The organism is Massilibacteroides vaginae (assembly GCF_900178525.1).
Classification (GTDB): Bacteria; Bacteroidota; Bacteroidia; order Bacteroidales; family Tannerellaceae; genus Massilibacteroides; species Massilibacteroides vaginae.
Window position 1 is genome coordinate 340,231 of sequence record NZ_FXDJ01000009.1, and the last position, 18,800, is coordinate 359,030.

The following is an 18,800-nucleotide window of genomic DNA, read 5'->3' on the forward strand; positions in this document are numbered from 1 at the left end:
TTGATTGTTGTTAAAATGGTAGGTCGTCTTTGGTCTGCTCCGCTGTAACCTTACCTTTGTTATTATTAGTAGCCTGTACGGTTTCTGTTTTCCTGCTACCTCCGTGCAGTTTGATTTGTGAGGTATGAAAATTCAGTCCTGCTTTTGGCTCTCCGTCATTTCCTGTCCACGCTCTTGTACTTACTCTGCCTGTTAGTTCTACCAGTGTGCCTTTTGTGAGTAGTCTGGCTACGTTGGGAGTTATCCAGTACGAGCAGTCGAAATAGGTGGTTTGCTCTATGCGTTCGCCCTGCTTGTTTTTGTAGCTGTCGTTTGTTGCTACTGAAAAGTTTACTACTTGTTTGTCCTGTGACGTTGTGCGTACTTCCGCATCCCTTGTCAATCTTCCTGTGATGTTCATGATTTTCGATTTTTACGTTGTTAAATTCCTGTTTGATTTTTTTTGATTTGATTTATTCGGCAATGAGAGGAGGTGCTTGTTTTCGTTTCACTTTTTCCATTTCCAATGCTGATATTTTTCATTTCTGACATTTTTTTTATTCGTGTAAAGAGCCGGAGTATGCTTTGTTTCGTTTCACGAGCATAAAAGGTTAGTGTTTAGCAGCAGCAAGGTTTTGTCAAAAAAATACGACCCGTATGGGTGGAGATTATTTTGCAAACCCGGAGGGCATGATCTTGCTGTTGCGTTAAGAACACTGAAATACCTTTGCTCTTGAAATGGGACAAAAACAGCATACCGGTTCTTGGATAAAAAATAATGTGGAAGCCATTGGAAAAGGCATTGAGCAAATGGCTGATTAGATTAGAATACAGGCATCACCTGCACGAATTTTAAACTGTTTTCTTAAAACTCGTGGCTCCTAAGAGTCACTTAAAAGAGAGATGGAAAAACAATGTTTTGGAAGTAGACAGGCATTTTGGAATTTGTCTTTTTCAAGAATATCCAGTGAAGCTCTTTTATGGTAGGATATGGGGAGGGTAAATGTGCTTTACGGATTTGTAGAGGAAAAAAAACCGAGGTTTATCGACCTCGGCTCAGTTATAATAGGTAATGTTTACACAAACTTGAAAATGTGTTCATGAATAAGATTTGTTTGCCCTACACTATGTAAATTTTGGTACGCATAAATAATAGCAGCAAGATGGTCTTTATTACAGCAGACGACATACTTTTTTGCCTGATGAAACATTGCTAAATCTTTATTTACATAAAAAGCTATACTGTTGACCTTCTTGTTACCCGAGTCACTGCAAATGAAAGTTTCTTTATTACCTAGAGGTAAAATGAAGTTCCCAAAATCTTCTATATCGGAACGTTTGCTTTCAATAATTGGTGAATCTCCTAGGATAGATGTAATTATCTCATTTGAATCAATATAGCTGTTCTGATGTAATTTTGATAATTTATCTTCTGCTATTTCATAATTATTATAGAATGGTAAGAACGGAAAGATTAGTCGTTTTGTACGGTTGAAAATTTCAGAATTGAGTAGATGCTCGATAGCCTCCGTATTTTGAGAGCCATCATCATTTATGGCCTTTATCGAGATCGGTAATTTATCGTATGTATACTGTCTATCTTTATCATAGAACAGTTCATCATTAACGGGTAATCGCCATTTTAATGAAGAAACCATTACAAGTAAAGAAGTAAGCCCTTCTTCAGTGATATTTTTAGTCGCAATTATTTCTGTCAGATCACGGGAAAATTTTTCGTCAAGTTCAGCATACAACTTTTCAAGATTATCGTTTGCTGTTCCGCCAAAATCAAGGATATTCCTATTCATCTCAAAGAATATAGATTTGGGGCTTCTCTTTTCCTTTGCAAAGGTTTTTTTTTCTTTATCATACAGATAAAGCATATTGTCCGAATCAGCAAATTTCTTGATAAGGAACTGCGGAATATAATGATGACGTCTTGAAATACCCATATCTAACTATTCTTTTGTTTAAGGTCATCCAACTCTTTAAGATATGGGCCATATAGGTTCAATTCGTTAAGAGCAAGCCTGAATACTATACCGTTAATAGGGGGTGGAGTAAATTTTTCAAGATTGTCGCACTCAGGATCGCCGTCAGGGAAGCTATATTTTGCTTTCTGGTGTGCAGGTCTTGATGCGATTCGGTTTGTCCTTATACTTTCAAAAATTTCATAGGTAGCCAATATCAATACGGTAGCTTCACCGAAAGTGGTCAATTTATCAATATAAAAAAACTGCTTGTCTTTTAGTATAACAGGAGGTGTAAAAAGGTTTATTATTCTTGAAAGTTCAAGAAGAAACTTTTGTTTGTAACTAATAGTATCCTTACCGTTGGCAAAGAAGGGTCTAACAAAATAAAAGAAGTCATTTTCTTTTAGTTTTTGTGCCATATAAAATTTATCGTAATAATATTTCAATGCCTGTGAGATATGTATACGTCCTTGTTCGTATGTTAGATCGGCAAAGTCCTTAATGTTTTTAAGAACATCATTGTACTGAGGTACTTCTAAAAAATTAGTAAGCAAATATATTTCGGGATTCTCCTGAAATTGTTCATAGCCACCATCTTTTAATTTTTCAAGTATATCAATTAAAATCACTGGCGGGTTTGATGAGTTCAAGGCAAAGTATGCAATAAGAATTTTCTCAAATGCCGGGGCCCTTTTAATCCCGTAAAACGAAAGCAATTCATCAAAGAAACCATAAGGATAAAAGGGTCTTCGACTAAGCATACTTGGGTTAATATCCGATAAATTGTTCTCATACATATACTCGTCAATTGTAGAACTCAGAAACTCATCAATAGCACCAAATGTTAAGTAAAAGCTATTAATATTAATAAGTTCTGTTGTATATATCTTAATCAGAATCCTCGCTCCACTATACTTAACACCATTTACAACGACTTCCATTGGTTTTTCGGTTCGTTCTATCGATGCTATACCAAATTTTTTACTAGGCGTTTTATCAGTTTCTTCGACCACATTATAGTCAATATCATCCTCATTCAATATGGCTGTTATCTCGTTCCAATAATCTACCATATTCTTACAGCTTTCAAAGGTGTTACTGTTTATTGGATAAGCGTTAAGCCCTTCTTTTGACGTCAAGATGGTTGATGCTCGGAACCTATCACAAAAATTAAGGTTAAATTGACGTATTCCAGAGAATGTAGCAATGTTGGTAAGGTAGTGGTAGTATTCATGAATGAATATAGATTGCTCTTGACCGATTTGTAGGTCAGTTATAAAAGTGGTTAAGTTATCAATATCAAATCCATCTAGGCAGATATAAAATCTGTCAGGGTAGTATTTTATTTTAGTCAAGTCAATTTCTGCCATTTTATAAGGATTTTTTAACGACACTATAGGTCAAGTTTGTTTTGTAAATATAAAAAATAACAGGTGGCTTTAATTTGCATAAAGAGGTAAATAAAAAAGCAGAATTATAAAATCCTGCTTTTCAATAAATATTACACCATTAAGTGACCAGTTCTAATTCATCTTCAACTATTATGAAATCGGGCTGTGAAGGCGTATCTGGTTCCATTGAAATGAATGCTGTTTCCAGAGAAGCAAATTTCGGAGAAACCAAATCCATATCCTTGCTGATCTTCTGACTTGTAATCTTAGCATAAATCTGAGTGGTAGAAATATTCTTATGTCCCATCATCTTACTAAGGCTTTCAAGAGGTACTCCCTCTGTTAAAAACATTGTTGCAAAAGTATGTCGTGCCGTATGGAACGTCACTTTTTGTTCAGTGACAATTTCAGCTTCTTCAATCAGTTTAGCTACATGATTATTACATGTTGCATTGGATGGAACTGGAAATATGAAATCATTTCTTGTAATACCTCTGTATTTTTCAATGATCCGTTTGGGAATTTCCATCAAACGAACATTTGATGCAACATCCGATTTCTTTCTTCGGCTGATAATCCATTGATGACCGTCAAAGAAGGATTGAATGTTGCTCCACTTTAGCTTTTTAACGTCAATGTAAGACAACCCTGTAAAGCAACTAAAAATGAAAATGTCTTTAACCAGTTCATATTTCGGCTTAGAGGGTTTTAAGAATAACAATTTTTCCACAGCCTCCTTCAAAAGATAGCTACGATCAGTTTCCTGCATGCTTATTTCGTAATCCTCAAATGGATTTTGACGTATCAATCCTTTTTTAATAGCTAGGTCAGCTAAAGCTATAACAGGCATTGTATAAACCCATACCGTATTGTGTGTACATTCTTTATCAATGCGAAGGAAAAAATCGAACTCCCTGATAAAATCAGATGTAAGCTCACGAAAAGCCATATCATCCCGATGATACCTAGCTTTTATAAATTCCGTCAGATGATTGAAAACAACTTTGTACTTATAATAAGTGTTTGACGAGCGCTTACCTTTTGCCACCATTTTTTCAAAATCCTCATTTTGTTCTTTGAAAACTTTGAGTACTGCATCATCCATCACACCGACACCTAAAAAAGAGAGCTTAACTTTCTGTGAAGTAGCAAAACCTTCATCTTTAAGCATATCATCATAAATCTTATTGATACGTACACGAATTTTATCCAATTTTTGATTGGTAGTTAGTGCTGTTGTGCTTTTTCCCTGTACGCGTCCGTGTTTTAAATCCCAAGTATTGGGATCAATTTCCAGTTTGGTTCCAAAAGTTTTTGGTGTACCATCAATAGTAATACGTCCCATTACAGGTACATTACCATTTTTTTTGGGTTCATTTTTCTTCAAGTAAAACAATAGCTTGAAAGTGGATCTTTTAACTGTCTCCATAACTCAAAATTTTAATGTTTAAAATTAAATTTTAGCGAGTTACAAGGAAAGATAAAAAAGAGTGCAAAATGCTGAAATATAGCTAATTATACTATCTTGTACAATCCAAAACAGGTAATGATTTAGTAACCTATCTCTGTCTTTTTAAGCCCAAAACCTGATGTACACTACCTTCCAAATTCAGACCGTCAATTTATAAACTACTGCATAGTAACGGTTTTAACCGTTTTTCTTAATTTTACTTTTGTTCAATCTTTTTTCATAAAAAAATGAAGAAATATGGATTCACAGTTAGATATGGCTTGCTTATCGGTGGTGATTTTGTAGTTTAAAACAACGGCATCACTTACTTTCTCAAAACGGTTTACCTGGATATCAATACCTTTTTCGTTCTGTTGGGCAGATATGCTTGGGTTCAGCAACACAAGCAAAACAATTATACTTGTTATACTTTTCATTCTCTATTAAAATAAAGTGTTTATAATCCGGTTTACTTAATGATATAGATCAAGGATAATCCGAGTTTCGTAGGCCCTACATAGTGCCTGTTTTTTTCGTAAAGTTTTTCACCACAGGTTCTGCAATCGTATGCGTCATAATCTAAATAAGCATAGCCGATTCCTATTGTAGCTTCCAGATTCCATCTGGGAGCCAAATACCATTGGTAGCCATAGCTAATACCTAAGCCCAATAAATTACCTTGATACCGCGTATCCTCCAGTTTCTGTTTCGAAACGAGAGGAAGCTTGATTCCTCCGATATTGTAGTGCGAATACATTGCGTGAACGCCCCAGAAATGCCCGTTGAAAGGCTCACACACCCAGTAGCGAAGCTCCGGCTGGATCATTACATGTTTGAACTTTTTATTATCGGAAAAAGTCCATGGATTATAATTGGCGGAAATATCTAAAGTATACTGTCCTCCAACTTTAATTTCTGCTCCTAAGTTCAGACTCGTTGTTGCATCGTAAATCAAATTAGTTTTCATACCTAAGGATGATGTTAATGGTTCAAATGCTTTTGGTTCCTGAGAATAAGCTTGGAAAATAGAAAGGATCGAAAAAACGAATATTAAATGTCGCATTCTATTATGGTTTATAATTAAATTGATAAAGTGTAAAATATTATTTTGCAAATATATCTGATATTTAAAACAAATAAACACCAAAAACACCTACCAAAAGGTCATAGTTATATAGCATATCTTTTTAAAGTCTGTTTATCAGCTATTTACAATACATATAGCATCGTTTTTATTATACTTTATCAGTTCATAAATTCGATGATGTATCTATATTGTATCCTAATATTTTGCTATATATATATTATTTACAACCTTGTTTTACAATTACTTATATATTTTAACACATAATTTATACCCTAACACCCCTTTTATGGATAAATAAAAACAGCTAATATAACTGTAAAAAAAGAATGATTATTAGTGCTTTTTCCCAATCAATCTCACTTAAAAAGTATTCAATTATTAAAAAAGAAAATCAATTATTTTTTATGAAAGAGATAATTTTAATATTTTCCCTCCTTTTTTTCATACCTTCCGTAAAAGCAGCAACTATCGACTCGTTATTATATGAGTTAGACCTTTCAATACAAGAAAGACCTGCTTCTTTTGAGCAAAAAGAGAATACAATCAAACAACTTAAGGAGGATTTATCTAATTCGTCCTCCGATGAGGATAGGTATACATTATTAAGAACGATTACAAATGAGTATAGTTTTTACAAGATAGACTCTGCTGTTTATTATTCAGACCAATGTATCAGCATGGCCACTAAATTAAACAAGGAAGACAATATTACTGAGTTACAGTTGGACAGGATCTATTACTACAGCTTCCTGCGTTTATTTCATGAATCTTTTGAAAAAATGGAAGCAATGGATTATGAGGCACTTCCGGTCTTTCTGAAAAAAAAATACCTGAAAACAATGATTCTTACCTATTATAATAAAGTAAGAGGATTGGAGAGTGCATATTCACGCGGATTTTACAATTCGGAAATCATGAAATACTGTGCCATGTATTTAGCTATCGAACCTAATGAAACAATTGATCGTTTAAGAATAAAGGCATATACCTATTATCTTCAAGAGGATTATGAAGCATCGGAAACATTTATAAAACAGATTCTGAAAAAAAAGGACTTGTCTATTTATGAACGGGTGGAGATGTTAAATCATTTGAACGAATTATATAATGAATTAGGTAAAGAGTATAATAATGAGGCAAAAAAGGTATTGGTAGAAGCGGCTATATTGTCTAACAAATACGCCATTACCAAAAATCCGCCTTTATTAGAGCTGGCTCTGCTAATTTCCGAAGACGATTACAATCGGGCGCACGACTATATCGATATCGCGATGAAAGATGCTTCTGTTTTCAGCATCGATCATAAAATTGGCGTAAGAGAGAAAACATACAATGAAATACAAGACATTTACTATAACAAAATAAATGAGCAAAGAAATGTTTTCCAAGTAGTTTTAGTTATCATCTGCATTTTAAGTATTATCACTTTGTTTTTCCTCGTTATAACGATCAAGTCTAACAATACGTTGCGAAAAACACGTGAAAAACTGGTTAATGCCAACGACAACCTGAAAGAATCCAACCGTATTAAAGAAGTTTACTTCAGTTATTATTTAAATCAGTACTCAAATTATATTGATAAAATAACAGAATATCAAAGACATATCGTGCGGTTGATCAATGCCGGACATTCAACCGATGTAATAAAAAAAGAAGCATTATCTTCGATGAACACCAAAAGTGACCTGAATGATTTTTATAGCGATTTCGATAAGTCCGTTTTAGAGCTATTCCCCTCTTTCATTCAAAAGGTGAACGAGCTACTGCGACCCGACGAAGCGTATAAAATCCGGAGCAACCCCAAAGACACGAATAGCAGGCTGAATACCGAATTAAGGATTTTAGCTCTTTTAAGATTGGGTATATGCGATAACAAAGAGATTGCTTCTTTCTTTAGATTTACGGTACAAACGGTATACAACTACAGAAGTAAAGCAAAAATGCGGGCAATCGATGATGCTTCTTTTGAAGAGAATATTAAAAACATTTGCAATGATGGGTTGTAAAAAAGGTGAATATTCGATCTTGACAACCATAAATATGGGTATACAACGCTATTACCAACGTTTGTTAGCCTAACAACAAAGTTTGCAAGAAGTTTGAATTTCAATACCTACAATCCCAAAAAGGCTAATTTCAAGGCTGAGGCGCCAATTAAAAGCAAAAGAAAACGATTGAATAAGATATCTTTGTAACAATTGAGAACAAGTGAGTAAAATTGAGACTGCGGTTGTCGCGAGACAATTTATCTCAGTAAATAGATTTCTTACAAATAAGAAATTTAATCAAGTCAAATAGTTTAATCAGAGTTTGAATTACGTTGGTTGTGAAACCGGCGTAATTTTTTTTTATCCCTCAAAAACAGCATTTTTTACCCCCAAAAAACAGCATTTCTACATCGCTGATAATCAGCCACATAAAAAGCCCAAAAACATAAAGGTTATTTTTCGAAAAATAAAGGATATATTTTGAAAAATAAAGGATATATTTTTTTTTATATAGTATTCAAAAAAAAGCTCGCCTTACATTTGCTTGCAGAAATCGCAAAAATGGGTTTACTTTGTTTATTGTACTATCCAAATTACAACTGTATGAATTTTATCAAAACAGAAATACCGGACGTCTGGATTTTAGAGCCTAACGTATTTAAGGATACCCGGGGTTATTTTATGGAGGCGTTCAAGATGGAAGCGTTCAGCGAGCATATCGGCAACGTGAATTTCATTCAAGATAATGAGTCGTGCTCCACCAAAGGAGTTCTACGGGGGTTACACTACCAGTTGGCTCCTTATTCGCAAGCGAAATTGGTGCGCGTGATAAAAGGGAATGTGCTGGATGTAGCCGTAGATATTAGAAAAGGCTCTCCTACCTTCGGCAAGCATATTGCTATTGAACTTTCCGACAAAAACAAAAAACAGTTGTTTGTGCCCCGTGGGTTTGCGCACGGTTTTCAGGTGTTGAGCGATGAAGCCATATTTATGTATAAGGTAGACAATCCCTATACGCCATCGAGTGATCGCTCCATTCGCTTTGACGATCCGGAAATAAACATCCAATGGAGGCAATTTGATGATCTGTTGCCCGTTCTATCAGATAAGGATAAGCATGCTCCTTTATTAAAAGAAGCTGAGATCAATTTCACGTATTAAATTTAGAATCTATGAAAACATACCTCGTAACCGGCGGAGCCGGATTTATCGGCGCTAATTTTGTAAAATATATGCTGTCTTCGTATAATGATGTAAAAATTGTTGTACTGGATTTGCTCACTTATGCAGGTAATTTAGGCACGATCGCTACAGATATTGATAACGACCGCTGCTTGTTTGTGAAAGGGGATATTTGCGACAAGGCACTGGCCGATCAGCTTTTTGAAACGCACAAGTTTGACTATGTGGTAAACTTCGCAGCCGAAAGCCATGTAGACAGGAGTATCGAAAATCCGCAATTGTTTTTAATTACCAATATCCTGGGCACACAAAATCTGCTGGACGCAGCGCGTAAAGCCTGGGTTACAGGGAAAGACGAAAACGGTTATCCTATCTGGCGTGAAGGGGTTCGCTTTCATCAGGTTTCGACCGACGAGGTATACGGCAGTCTGGGTGCGGAAGGATTCTTTCATGAAACTACCCCACTCGATCCGCGCAGCCCTTACAGTGCCTCTAAAACAAGCGCAGACTTGTTTGTTAAGGCTTATTTCGAAACCTACAAAATGCCGGTAACCACTACCCGTTGTTCAAATAATTACGGGCCTTTCCATTTCCCCGAAAAGTTAATCCCCCTGATTATAAAAAACATATTGGAAGGCAAACCCCTTCCGGTTTACGGAGATGGATCGAACGTAAGAGACTGGCTCTATGTGGAAGATCACTGCAAGGCAATCGACAAGGTGGTAAGAAACGGCAAAAACGGCGAAGTATATAATGTAGGCGGGCATAACGAAAAACAAAACATTGAGATCGTTAAACTCACCATTGCAACGATTCATAAAATGATGAGCGAAAAACCGGAGTTGCGAGCGGTGCTGAAAAAGAAAGAAACGGATAAAAACGGCGAAATAGCAATCGACTGGATCAATGACAGCTTAATCACATTCGTGAAAGACCGGCTCGGGCACGACCACCGTTACGCGATAGACCCGACAAAGATCAGCACGGAATTAGGCTGGCTGCCGGAAACGTCTTTCGAAGTTGGTATTGTAAAAACAATAGAATGGTATCTCGCCAATCAGCAATGGGTAGCCGACATCACCGGAGGCGACTATATGAAGTATTACGAACAAATGTACACCAATAGATAAACTATGATAGAAGCGGCAACAGGCCTTAGCGACAACATTAAAGATCACGCCAACCCGGCCATGCATACGGCCGAACATATTCTGAACCAAACCATGGTTCGTATGTTTGGCTGCCCTCGTTCCATGAACACGCATATCGAACGAAAGAAAAGCAAATGCGATTATCTCTTGTCCGAAGATCCGGGAGCAGCAAAGATGGCAGAAGTAGAACAAATCGTAAACGATGTGATAGATCGCCATCTACCCGTAACGGTTCATTTCATGACTAAAGAAGAAGCGGCAGCTATTGTTGATATGAACAAGCTGCCCGAAAATGTAGGTGATACATTAAGAATCATACGCGTGGGAGATTATGACGCTTGCGCATGTGTAGGCGCCCATGTAGAAAACACTTCTACCATCGGACATTTCAAGCTTCTAAACTGTGATTACACGCCGGGAAGGCTGCGTGTCCGATTCAAACTGGTGGAATAATTACCGGAAAAGGAATTTCGGATTGGATATTTTTATGTAATTTTGAAAGCATTTTCCAAGAAGATATTACTTCAAAACATAAATATAAAAGTTATGCAAACTATTGACAAGTTCAATTTTGCCAACAAAAAGGCATTCGTTAGAGTTGACTTTAACGTTCCGTTAGATGAAAACTTTAATATCACAGACGACACACGTATCCGTGCCGCTCTACCAACATTGAAAAAAATTCTCTCTGATGGTGGAAGTGTAATTATCGGTTCTCACTTAGGACGTCCGAAAGGAGTTACTGATAAGTTCTCATTAAAGCATATTTTGAATCACGTTTCTAAATTGTTAGGCGTAGACGTTCAGTTTGCCGGCGACTGTATCGGTGAAGAAGCAGGCTTGAAAGCAGCTGCCCTAAAACCGGGAGAAGCTTTATTACTGGAAAACCTTCGCTTCTATGCTGAAGAAGAAGGAAAACCAAGAGGTTTAGCTGAAGACGCTTCTGATGAAGAAAAGAAAGAAGCGAAGAAAGCGGTTAAAGAAAGCCAGAAAGGTTTCACCAAGAAGCTGGCTTCGTATGCAGACTGCTATGTAAATGACGCTTTCGGCACAGCACACCGTGCACATGCTTCGACCGCATTAATCGCGGCTTACTTCGACATCAATCACAAGATGTTCGGTTACCTGATGGAAAAAGAAGTAAAAGCCGTTGAAAAAATCCTGAACGACATTGCCCGTCCATTTACAGCAATCATGGGTGGATCAAAGGTTTCTTCTAAAATTGAAATCATTGAAAACTTATTGAATAAGGTAGACAACCTGATCGTAACAGGGGGTATGACGTATACTTTCACGAAAGCTCTTGGTGGAAAAATAGGTAATTCCATCTGCGAAGACGACAAGCTTGATCTTGCTCTGGAATTATTACAGAAGGCTAAAGACAAAGGCGTAAATCTGGTATTAGCTGTTGACACAAAAATAGCGGATAGCTTCAGCAACGACGCGAAAACCGCCTTTGCAGAAGTAAATGAAATCCCCGACGGATGGGAAGGCCTTGATATAGGTCCTAAAACGGAAGCAATCTACGCGGAAGTAATCAAGAAATCAAAAACAATTCTTTGGAATGGTCCTACAGGAGTATTCGAATTCGAAAACTTCACACACGGTTCTCGTGCAGTAGGCGAAGCAATAGTTGAAGCAACCAAAGAAGGTGCATTCTCATTAGTAGGTGGAGGTGACTCGGTTGCCTGTGTAAACAAATTCCGTCTTGCCGACGGTGTTTCTTACGTATCTACCGGTGGTGGAGCATTACTGGAAGCTATCGAAGGAAAAGTGCTTCCCGGTATTGAAGCGATCAGAGGATTCTAACAAATCCTTTAAACATAACAAAACGGGGTGAGTTCCTTTAATGAAACTCACCCCGTTTTTATTTTCCTGATCAGGTGTTTTCGTCAATAATCATTCCGCTACCGAGGCAGAGCCGGCTCTCTTTGTCATACACAACGCCATATTGACCCGGAGCTACGCCTTGTATCTTTTCGTCTGATTCAATACGGTACAGATCTCCGATTTTACGAAGTCGGCCGGTTGTAAACTCCGGTGTATGCCGTATCTTAAAGGTGATGTCTTTTGTTCCTTCAAAATCGCCCCAGGGATCTTCGGTTATAAAGTCAAACCCTTGCATATTCACCACTTTATTATACTGCGTTTCGGGATCGTATCCGTTAGAGACGTAGATAATATTCCGTTTAATATCTTTCTTGATTACAAACCAGGGGCCACCGCTCAGTCCGAGACCTTTACGCTGTCCGATAGTATGAAACCAGTAACCATTGTGTTTGCCAACGATCTTGCCGGTTTCTAACTCTACAATCTTGCCGGTTCTTTGTCCTAAGTAACGCCCGATAAAATCATTGTAGTTGATTTTACCAAGAAAACAAATTCCCTGACTGTCTTTTCTTTGTGCGCTCGGCAGCTTTTCTTCAGCCGCAATAGCGCGCACTTCGCTTTTCAGGAGATTCCCGATAGGGAACATCAGCTTTTGAATTTGCAAACGGGTTATTTGTGCCAAAAAATCTGTTTGATCCTTGTGTTTATCTTTTGCAGTAGAAAGCCAGACTTTTCCATCTATTTCGGTGGTAGTCGCGTAATGACCGGTTGCTATTTTATCGAAATCTTTTCCCCATTTATCTTCGAAGCAACCAAACTTAATGAATCTATTGCACATCATATCGGGGTTTGGGGTTAAGCCTCTCTTTACAGATTCGATCGTATAACTTACCACTTTTTCCCAATATTCTTCATGCAAAGAAACTATCTCCATCTTACAGCCGTATTTTCTGGCGATGTATGACGTGATTTCAATATCTTCTTCCGCAGGACAATCTATATAACCATCCTTATCTTCCATTCCTATCCGGATATAAAAGATCGTAGGATCATACCCCGCCTCTTTTAGCTGGTGTACGACTACGGAGCTATCTACTCCTCCCGATACCAATGCCGCTATGTTCATGCTTATTTCCTCTGTCTTAATACAGTGGCAAAGGTACGAAATATTGTCCGAAAAAATCAGGTTAAGGGGATGCGGTTACCTGGTATGCTTTATCAGGTTCATAAATTCTTCACGGGTTTTAGCTTGTTGGAAAAAGCCGGTAAAGTCTGAAGTTGTGGTTAACGAATTTTGTTTTTCTACCCCACGCATTTGCATACACATGTGTTGTGCTTCAATAACAACCATCACACCCAACGGATTCAATGTCTGCTGAATACAGTCTTTAATTTGTAGCGTCATGCGTTCCTGTATCTGCAGCCGGCGGGCAAAAATATCCACGATACGGGGAAGTTTACTAAGTCCCGTGATGTACTTATTGGGAATATATGCAATATGGGCTTTACCAAAGAAAGGCAGCATGTGGTGCTCACAAAGTGAAAAGAAATCGATATCCTTTACGATAACCATCTGCTTATAACCTTCTTCTGCAAACATAGCCGATCGCAGTATGGCTTCTGGATCTTCACGATAGCCTTTGGTTAGGAATTGCATCGCTTTAGCTACACGTTCGGGCGTGCGGATGAGTCCTTCACGGGAAGAATCTTCGCCCAACAGATTTATAATACTTTCATAATGAACTTTTAATTCTTCGCGAGCGGCCAATTGCTCTTCACTACTTTCTTTCATCTCTTTATCTGTGCATTTTAATACAACGGTATCTTTACATCTTCTCTCACGATATACATTTCTTTGGCATAAGACGGAAACGCGTCCATTAGCACACGCATTGTATGGTATGCCTCTTCATGCGAACGATAATCGCCTATACGCAATCTCCAGAATGGTGCCACATAAGTAACGTATGTTATCAATTCCGGGAAAAGGTCCTTGATTTCTTTTTCCTTCTTAAACGCTTCGTCTTTAGAGTTTTTCAGATTACCGGAAAAAACTTGCGCACGAAATCCCGGCATTTCCAGGTATTGCGTTTCATCGTTTACGGAAGATCTGCGCGTTCCCAACAGATTCCGTATTGCAACAGACTGGTTGATCTCCACTTCGCCCTTACCCGGTACGGATTCCTGCAACGCGTCAATAATTGAAAAAGCTTGTCCTCTAAATTGATCCTGAGCGTATACCGGATAAACTGCCAACAGCAATAAAAAGAGCGATGACCTTAAAAGTATTTTTCTCATGCCTTATATAAAAAAGAAAAGGGGAATACCCCGGATGATGATCTCCTTAAAACAGAAATCATCCCTTCAGGTATTCCCTTTTTTTGAGTTATTATCAAAATGCTTCAATAATCGGAAGGAATTTATCTACACCTAAAGATGCTCCGCCGATCAAACCGCCGTCAACATCCGGTTTTGAGAATAATTCTTTCGCGTTAGAAGCGTTACAGCTTCCACCGTAAAGGATAGAACAATCGTTAGCAACAGTTTCGCCGTATTTCGCGGCAACAACCTTACGGATATACGCGTGTATTTCCTGCGCCTGATCTGAAGTAGCAGTTTTACCGGTTCCGATAGCCCAAACCGGTTCGTAAGCCAATACTATTTTACCGAAATCTTCAACAGAAAGATCGAATAAAGAAGATTTGATTTGTTCTTCAACAACTTCAAAATGCTTTCCGGCTTCTCTTTCTTCCAACACTTCACCAATACAGAAAATAGGAGTTAATCCGTTAGCTAAAGCCAAAGTTACTTTTGTTTTCAGGATTTCAGCAGTTTCGTGGTAATACGCACGTCTTTCAGAGTGACCTAAAATTACATATTTAGCGCCTGTTGAAGCAACCATCGCTGCAGATACCTCACCTGTGTAAGCACCTTTATCCTGATCAGCGCAGTTTTCAGCAGCAACACCGATCTTTGCCGTATCAATAGCTGCGGCTACAGTAGCCAAATGTGTGAATGGCGTACCAATTACAACATCACAGTTTACTGTTTTACCTTTCAACGCTGCATCAAGTTCTTTCGCAAGAGCCAGACCTTCAGGAAGTGTGGTGTTCATTTTCCAGTTTCCTGCAACAATATTCTTTCTCATAAGTACAAATTATTTAATATGTTATACATAAATTATTTTACGCTTTTTTTCTTCGTCTGTAACGGAAAAAGTCATACAACCAAACGAACAACAAAGGTACGGCAAAAGAGATTAAGCAGATGGCTATTTTCCGATCTTCTTTGCGCGGTTCTATCGTATCTTTACTTAAAAGATCTGAAAGAACCTTTTCTAAATTCTCTTCTTCCGGCATATCGTTGTAATGCCATTTTGCGAAAACAACCCCATTTTTCAACAAAACCAGCCCTGGATTGGAACGGATTATTGTTTTGAGTATTGTTTCGTCACCCATCAAAAACGGATATTCAGCACCGGTTTTATCAATCCAGTCTTGCACCATATCATCCGATGAGGCAGTAACACAGTAGAAAGCTATCCCCTGTTCGTTTGCGTAATCGAAGAGTGCGTTTATCTCATCAATACGTTGGTCTTTAGATCGTTCCAACTTAGGAGCGATCAGCAGCAAAACCCCAGTATCGTTTGTCAGCAACTCGTCTGTTACGTTTTGATCCTCATCGTCAAACAAGACAAAGTCTTTTATTAACGGAACATATCCCTGCTTAACCAGTTCGGTTTTAGATTCCACAAAGCTCCACGACGGATCGTCGGCAGGGTAATCATTCAACGAGAACTCTTTCTGCACCCCGTCTTTCTCATAAATGAATGTGTATTTATATTCATCCTCTTCCGCACCTTCGGGCGTACTCATCAAAGCCGAAATATCGGCTCCTATCTTATACGGGCGAAAATCCTTAACCGGCAAATGCGAATAATTATGGTAGGAGAAAAACATACACATACAATAAGCATACACCACTACAAACCAAATGGATTTATACGTAAACAAAGGCTGTATCCGTTGGTTATAGATAAACAAAAAGACAGATGCCGCCAGCAACACAATGTTTTTATAGAAAGTATCCCAGTTTGAAATAACCAGCGCGTCGCCAAAACACCCGCAGTCGGATACCGGATCAAACAAGGCCAGATACAGGGTTAGCGGCGTCATGAAAACCATCATCAGCAATACGAAAAAACCTGAGTAGCGACGATAGGCTCCCAACAGCACACAAATGCCCAACGTAAATTCGATGGCAGCCAGATTGAAAGAGATAAGTCCTGAAAACAGTTTAAGCCCATCCCAGCCAAAGGCACCCAGGTATTCGTTTATCTTAATAACCCCACCAACCGGGTCGATCGCCTTAACAAAACCTGAAAACGCAAAAACCAATCCGATCAGCAACCTGCAGAGTTCGGCTAAAACCTTTATCGATGTTTTTTTGCAATCCATTTTTATTCGTCTCCGAATTCCATTTTGATCAATCCGAAAAGCGCATAATTCACCATATCCATATAGTTTGCGTCAATACCTTCGGAAACAAGCGTTTGCCCGGAGTTGCTTTCTATTTGTTTGGTTCTGTAAATCTTCATCAATATCAGGTCGGTATACGAACTAATACGCATACTACGCCACGCTTCATCATAGTCGTGATTCTTGGCATACATCAGTTCCTTCGTTTCAGTCATATACTTATCGTAAAGCGTCAACGCTTCTTCCGAAGAAAGATCGGTTGTATCTGAAAACCCCAATGATAATTGTATCAACCCTATGATACCATAGTTTACGATCGCTATAAACTCCGGTAGAATACCTTCGCCTACCAGGCTTACCCCCTTGGTTTCAAGACTTCGAATCCGGTTTGCCTTAATAAATATCTGGTCTGTAACTGATTGAGGACGCATAATACGCCAGGAAGGACCGTAGTCGTGAAGCTTCTTTTCAAACAAATCTCTACACAAAGAAATTACTTTCTCAAATTGTTCCTTAGTATCTACCATATTCTTAGCCATATAACGTGCTACAAACTTACTCAAAAACCTCCGATTATTTACCCCCTCGCATAGAAAATGGCAGAACTTTCTTGCTAATATCAAATTAACAATTCAAATTTCCCTAAAAAAAGAGTGTTGCTCCGGCTGCATCCTTTATGTTTTTAATTATATCCTTTATTTTTCGAAAAATAAAGGATATTTTCCGGAAAATAACCTTTATATTTTTCAACCTTAAAAACCTTTGATTTTCAAGGTCTTAAAACCGGCGGTTTTTCTGACCAATTTTACCCGATTTTAACTTAAAATTGAGAAATAATGACGTGCCGATTTACAAAAAAAACGGGGTTGCTCTTTGTAGAACAACCCCGTTTTTTTGTAATTTCTTAATTTTATTATGAGCAACGTATTTTACGTCCTAATTTCAAAACAGTTGTGCGGGAGATATTATTCAACTGACACAATTTGGTTACGGTTGTACCATATTTTATCGCGATAGCACCAAGCGTATCACCGGACTGAATATGATGATAAATCGGATCTGCATTACCGTTTACCGAAGCAACAGCCTGAGGGGTAGCTTCTACCGTAGTCTTCACCTGCTTAACAGCTTGTTTTACTTCCTGCGGTTTCACCTCTGCTTTAGCAGTATTCTTGGTTGGCTCTACGCCTGCACTTACACGGATAGATTGCCCGATTCTAAGAACAGAAGTTTTGCTTAGCCCGTTTAACCGGCAAAGCTCATTAACACTTGTACCATATCTGCGGGCAATTCCTCCAAGCGTTTGCCCTGAGGTTACTTTATGATAAACCATCTGCGCGTTTGAAGAGGTGTAGATATTGCTTTTACGCCCGTTTATCTTCATATTACGGAACACATACTGATCTTGATGAGGAACAGCATTTTCGAAGTCTATAATATCCGCCGGATTAATCGGCTGACCTAAAAAGCGGGTTTCAAAATGAAGGTGAGAACCTGTGGAACGTCCCGTATTACCTCCCAATCCGATAGGTTGGCCCGAACGTACTATTTCATTTTCCTCTACTAAATAACCGGATAAATGCCCGTAAACTGTTTCAAGTCCATTGGGATGACGCAAAACAAGGTACTTGCCATACCCTCTTCGTTCGGCGCTACGAATACGTACTTTTCCATCAAAAGCAGCGCGAATGGTGTCACCAATAAAAACTTTTAAATCAATACCGTTATGCATACGACGGCGACGAGGGCCGAATTTGGAAGTAATTTTTATATCATTATCTATAGGGATGGCGAAGCGGGAGCAGTCTATTGAAGCGGAATCGGGAAATTCTATCTTTGCGTTTCTATACGGGTTAACCCATTTATTTTCCCAGTGGGATCCGTAAAGTTCATCAGCCGGATACATCAGTTCCTCGAGTGCTAACTCTTCTTCAAGCATAATATCTTCTATGCTTTCCAGCTCTTTCAGAAGGATGTCTTTTTTAAAGCCTACCCGGTCTGCCATTAATTCAGACACGCGTATATCCATCAATTGAGTCTGTTCTTCAGTTTGTTTTTTTATTTTTGATTCTTTGTCTTTTGCCATCGTAGCTGATGCAAAAAACATAGAACAACCTATCAATAATACTGTTTTAATATTGTTCATCACAATAAAATTTGCTCCTTATAATGTTTCTGAAATGATTCGGAGAGGACCTCCCCAAATCCGAATTTTGCCAAAGTTCGTATTTTTGCCTAACGAGACAAAAATTATAACGAAAAAAATCCTTAATAAATAGGTATATGCGTTT

General features: G+C 38.2%; 18 protein-coding genes. 5 read left to right on the plus strand and 13 right to left on the minus strand.

Translation table 11 applies throughout. From position 1 onward, the window contains the following. Nucleotides 1-10: 10 nt before the first annotated feature. From B9Y81_RS09930 to B9Y81_RS09955, 6 genes are all read right to left on the minus strand, one after another. A complete protein-coding gene (locus B9Y81_RS09930; RefSeq protein WP_058699732.1) occupies nt 11-400 on the minus strand; it encodes a single-stranded DNA-binding protein in 390 nt (129 codons plus the stop codon). Between the two features lie 655 nt (nt 401-1,055). Beyond that, nucleotides 1,056-1,931: a DUF4238 domain-containing protein gene (locus B9Y81_RS09935; RefSeq protein ID WP_058699731.1), complete on the minus strand. Its 876-nt coding sequence runs from the start codon at nt 1,929-1,931 to the stop codon at nt 1,056-1,058. Nucleotides 1,932-1,933: 2 nt separating this feature from the next. After that, nucleotides 1,934-3,322, minus strand: a complete 1,389-nt coding sequence (locus B9Y81_RS09940) for a hypothetical protein (RefSeq protein WP_058699730.1) — start codon at nt 3,320-3,322, stop codon at nt 1,934-1,936. Nucleotides 3,323-3,461: 139 nt separating this feature from the next. Beyond that, complete coding sequence (locus tag B9Y81_RS09945) at nt 3,462-4,772, minus strand: site-specific integrase (RefSeq protein ID WP_058699729.1); 1,311 nt, start codon at nt 4,770-4,772, stop codon at nt 3,462-3,464. A 248-nt stretch (nt 4,773-5,020) separates the two neighbouring features. Next, nucleotides 5,021-5,230 carry a hypothetical protein gene (locus tag B9Y81_RS09950; protein WP_085536796.1) on the minus strand — a complete coding sequence of 70 codons (210 nt, stop codon included), beginning with the start codon at nt 5,228-5,230 and terminating at the stop codon, nt 5,021-5,023. 32 nt (nt 5,231-5,262) lie between these two features. Next, nucleotides 5,263-5,856: a DUF3575 domain-containing protein gene (locus tag B9Y81_RS09955; RefSeq protein ID WP_085536797.1), complete on the minus strand. Its 594-nt coding sequence runs from the start codon at nt 5,854-5,856 to the stop codon at nt 5,263-5,265. 428 nt (nt 5,857-6,284) lie between these two features. Between B9Y81_RS09955 and B9Y81_RS09960 the strand changes: the two genes are divergently transcribed. The 5 genes from B9Y81_RS09960 to B9Y81_RS09980 all read left to right on the plus strand — a co-directional run bounded on the left by B9Y81_RS09960 (nt 6,285) and on the right by B9Y81_RS09980 (nt 12,010). Beyond that, nucleotides 6,285-7,886, plus strand: coding sequence for a DUF6377 domain-containing protein (locus B9Y81_RS09960; protein ID WP_139822913.1), 1,602 nt, complete (start codon nt 6,285-6,287; stop codon nt 7,884-7,886). Nucleotides 7,887-8,471: 585 nt separating this feature from the next. Further along, nucleotides 8,472-9,029, plus strand: a complete 558-nt coding sequence (rfbC, locus tag B9Y81_RS09965) for a dTDP-4-dehydrorhamnose 3,5-epimerase (protein WP_085537743.1) — start codon at nt 8,472-8,474, stop codon at nt 9,027-9,029. Nucleotides 9,030-9,040: 11 nt separating this feature from the next. Further along, the gene (rfbB, locus tag B9Y81_RS09970) at nt 9,041-10,180 is read left to right on the plus strand and encodes a dTDP-glucose 4,6-dehydratase (RefSeq protein ID WP_085536799.1); all 1,140 of its coding nucleotides are present in this window, start codon (nt 9,041-9,043) and stop codon (nt 10,178-10,180) included. Between the two features lie 3 nt (nt 10,181-10,183). After that, nucleotides 10,184-10,654, plus strand: a complete 471-nt coding sequence (locus B9Y81_RS09975; RefSeq protein WP_085536800.1) for an alanyl-tRNA editing protein — start codon at nt 10,184-10,186, stop codon at nt 10,652-10,654. Nucleotides 10,655-10,747: 93 nt separating this feature from the next. After that, nucleotides 10,748-12,010: a phosphoglycerate kinase gene (locus B9Y81_RS09980; RefSeq protein ID WP_085536801.1), complete on the plus strand. Its 1,263-nt coding sequence runs from the start codon at nt 10,748-10,750 to the stop codon at nt 12,008-12,010. A 70-nt stretch (nt 12,011-12,080) separates the two neighbouring features. Here the strand turns inward: B9Y81_RS09980 and mnmA are convergent, their stop codons facing one another. From mnmA to B9Y81_RS10015, 7 genes are all read right to left on the minus strand, one after another. Then, nucleotides 12,081-13,157, minus strand: a complete 1,077-nt coding sequence (gene mnmA / locus B9Y81_RS09985; protein ID WP_085536802.1) for a tRNA 2-thiouridine(34) synthase MnmA — start codon at nt 13,155-13,157, stop codon at nt 12,081-12,083. A 75-nt stretch (nt 13,158-13,232) separates the two neighbouring features. Next, on the minus strand, nt 13,233-13,823 hold the full coding sequence (gene folE / locus B9Y81_RS09990; protein WP_085536803.1) for a GTP cyclohydrolase I FolE: 591 nt from the start codon (nt 13,821-13,823) through the stop codon (nt 13,233-13,235). 17 nt (nt 13,824-13,840) lie between these two features. Then, nucleotides 13,841-14,329: a cell division protein gene (locus B9Y81_RS09995; protein ID WP_085536804.1), complete on the minus strand. Its 489-nt coding sequence runs from the start codon at nt 14,327-14,329 to the stop codon at nt 13,841-13,843. 94 nt (nt 14,330-14,423) lie between these two features. Continuing rightward, a complete protein-coding gene (gene tpiA, locus B9Y81_RS10000) occupies nt 14,424-15,179 on the minus strand; it encodes a triose-phosphate isomerase (protein WP_085536805.1) in 756 nt (251 codons plus the stop codon). A 37-nt stretch (nt 15,180-15,216) separates the two neighbouring features. Beyond that, on the minus strand, nt 15,217-16,488 hold the full coding sequence (locus B9Y81_RS10005) for a BT_3928 family protein (RefSeq protein ID WP_085536806.1): 1,272 nt from the start codon (nt 16,486-16,488) through the stop codon (nt 15,217-15,219). A gap of 2 nt (nt 16,489-16,490) precedes the next feature. Then, nucleotides 16,491-17,036: a DUF1599 domain-containing protein gene (locus B9Y81_RS10010; RefSeq protein WP_085537744.1), complete on the minus strand. Its 546-nt coding sequence runs from the start codon at nt 17,034-17,036 to the stop codon at nt 16,491-16,493. A 386-nt stretch (nt 17,037-17,422) separates the two neighbouring features. Further along, nucleotides 17,423-18,655, minus strand: a complete 1,233-nt coding sequence (locus B9Y81_RS10015) for a peptidoglycan DD-metalloendopeptidase family protein (RefSeq protein WP_085536807.1) — start codon at nt 18,653-18,655, stop codon at nt 17,423-17,425. Nucleotides 18,656-18,800 lie beyond the last annotated feature (145 nt).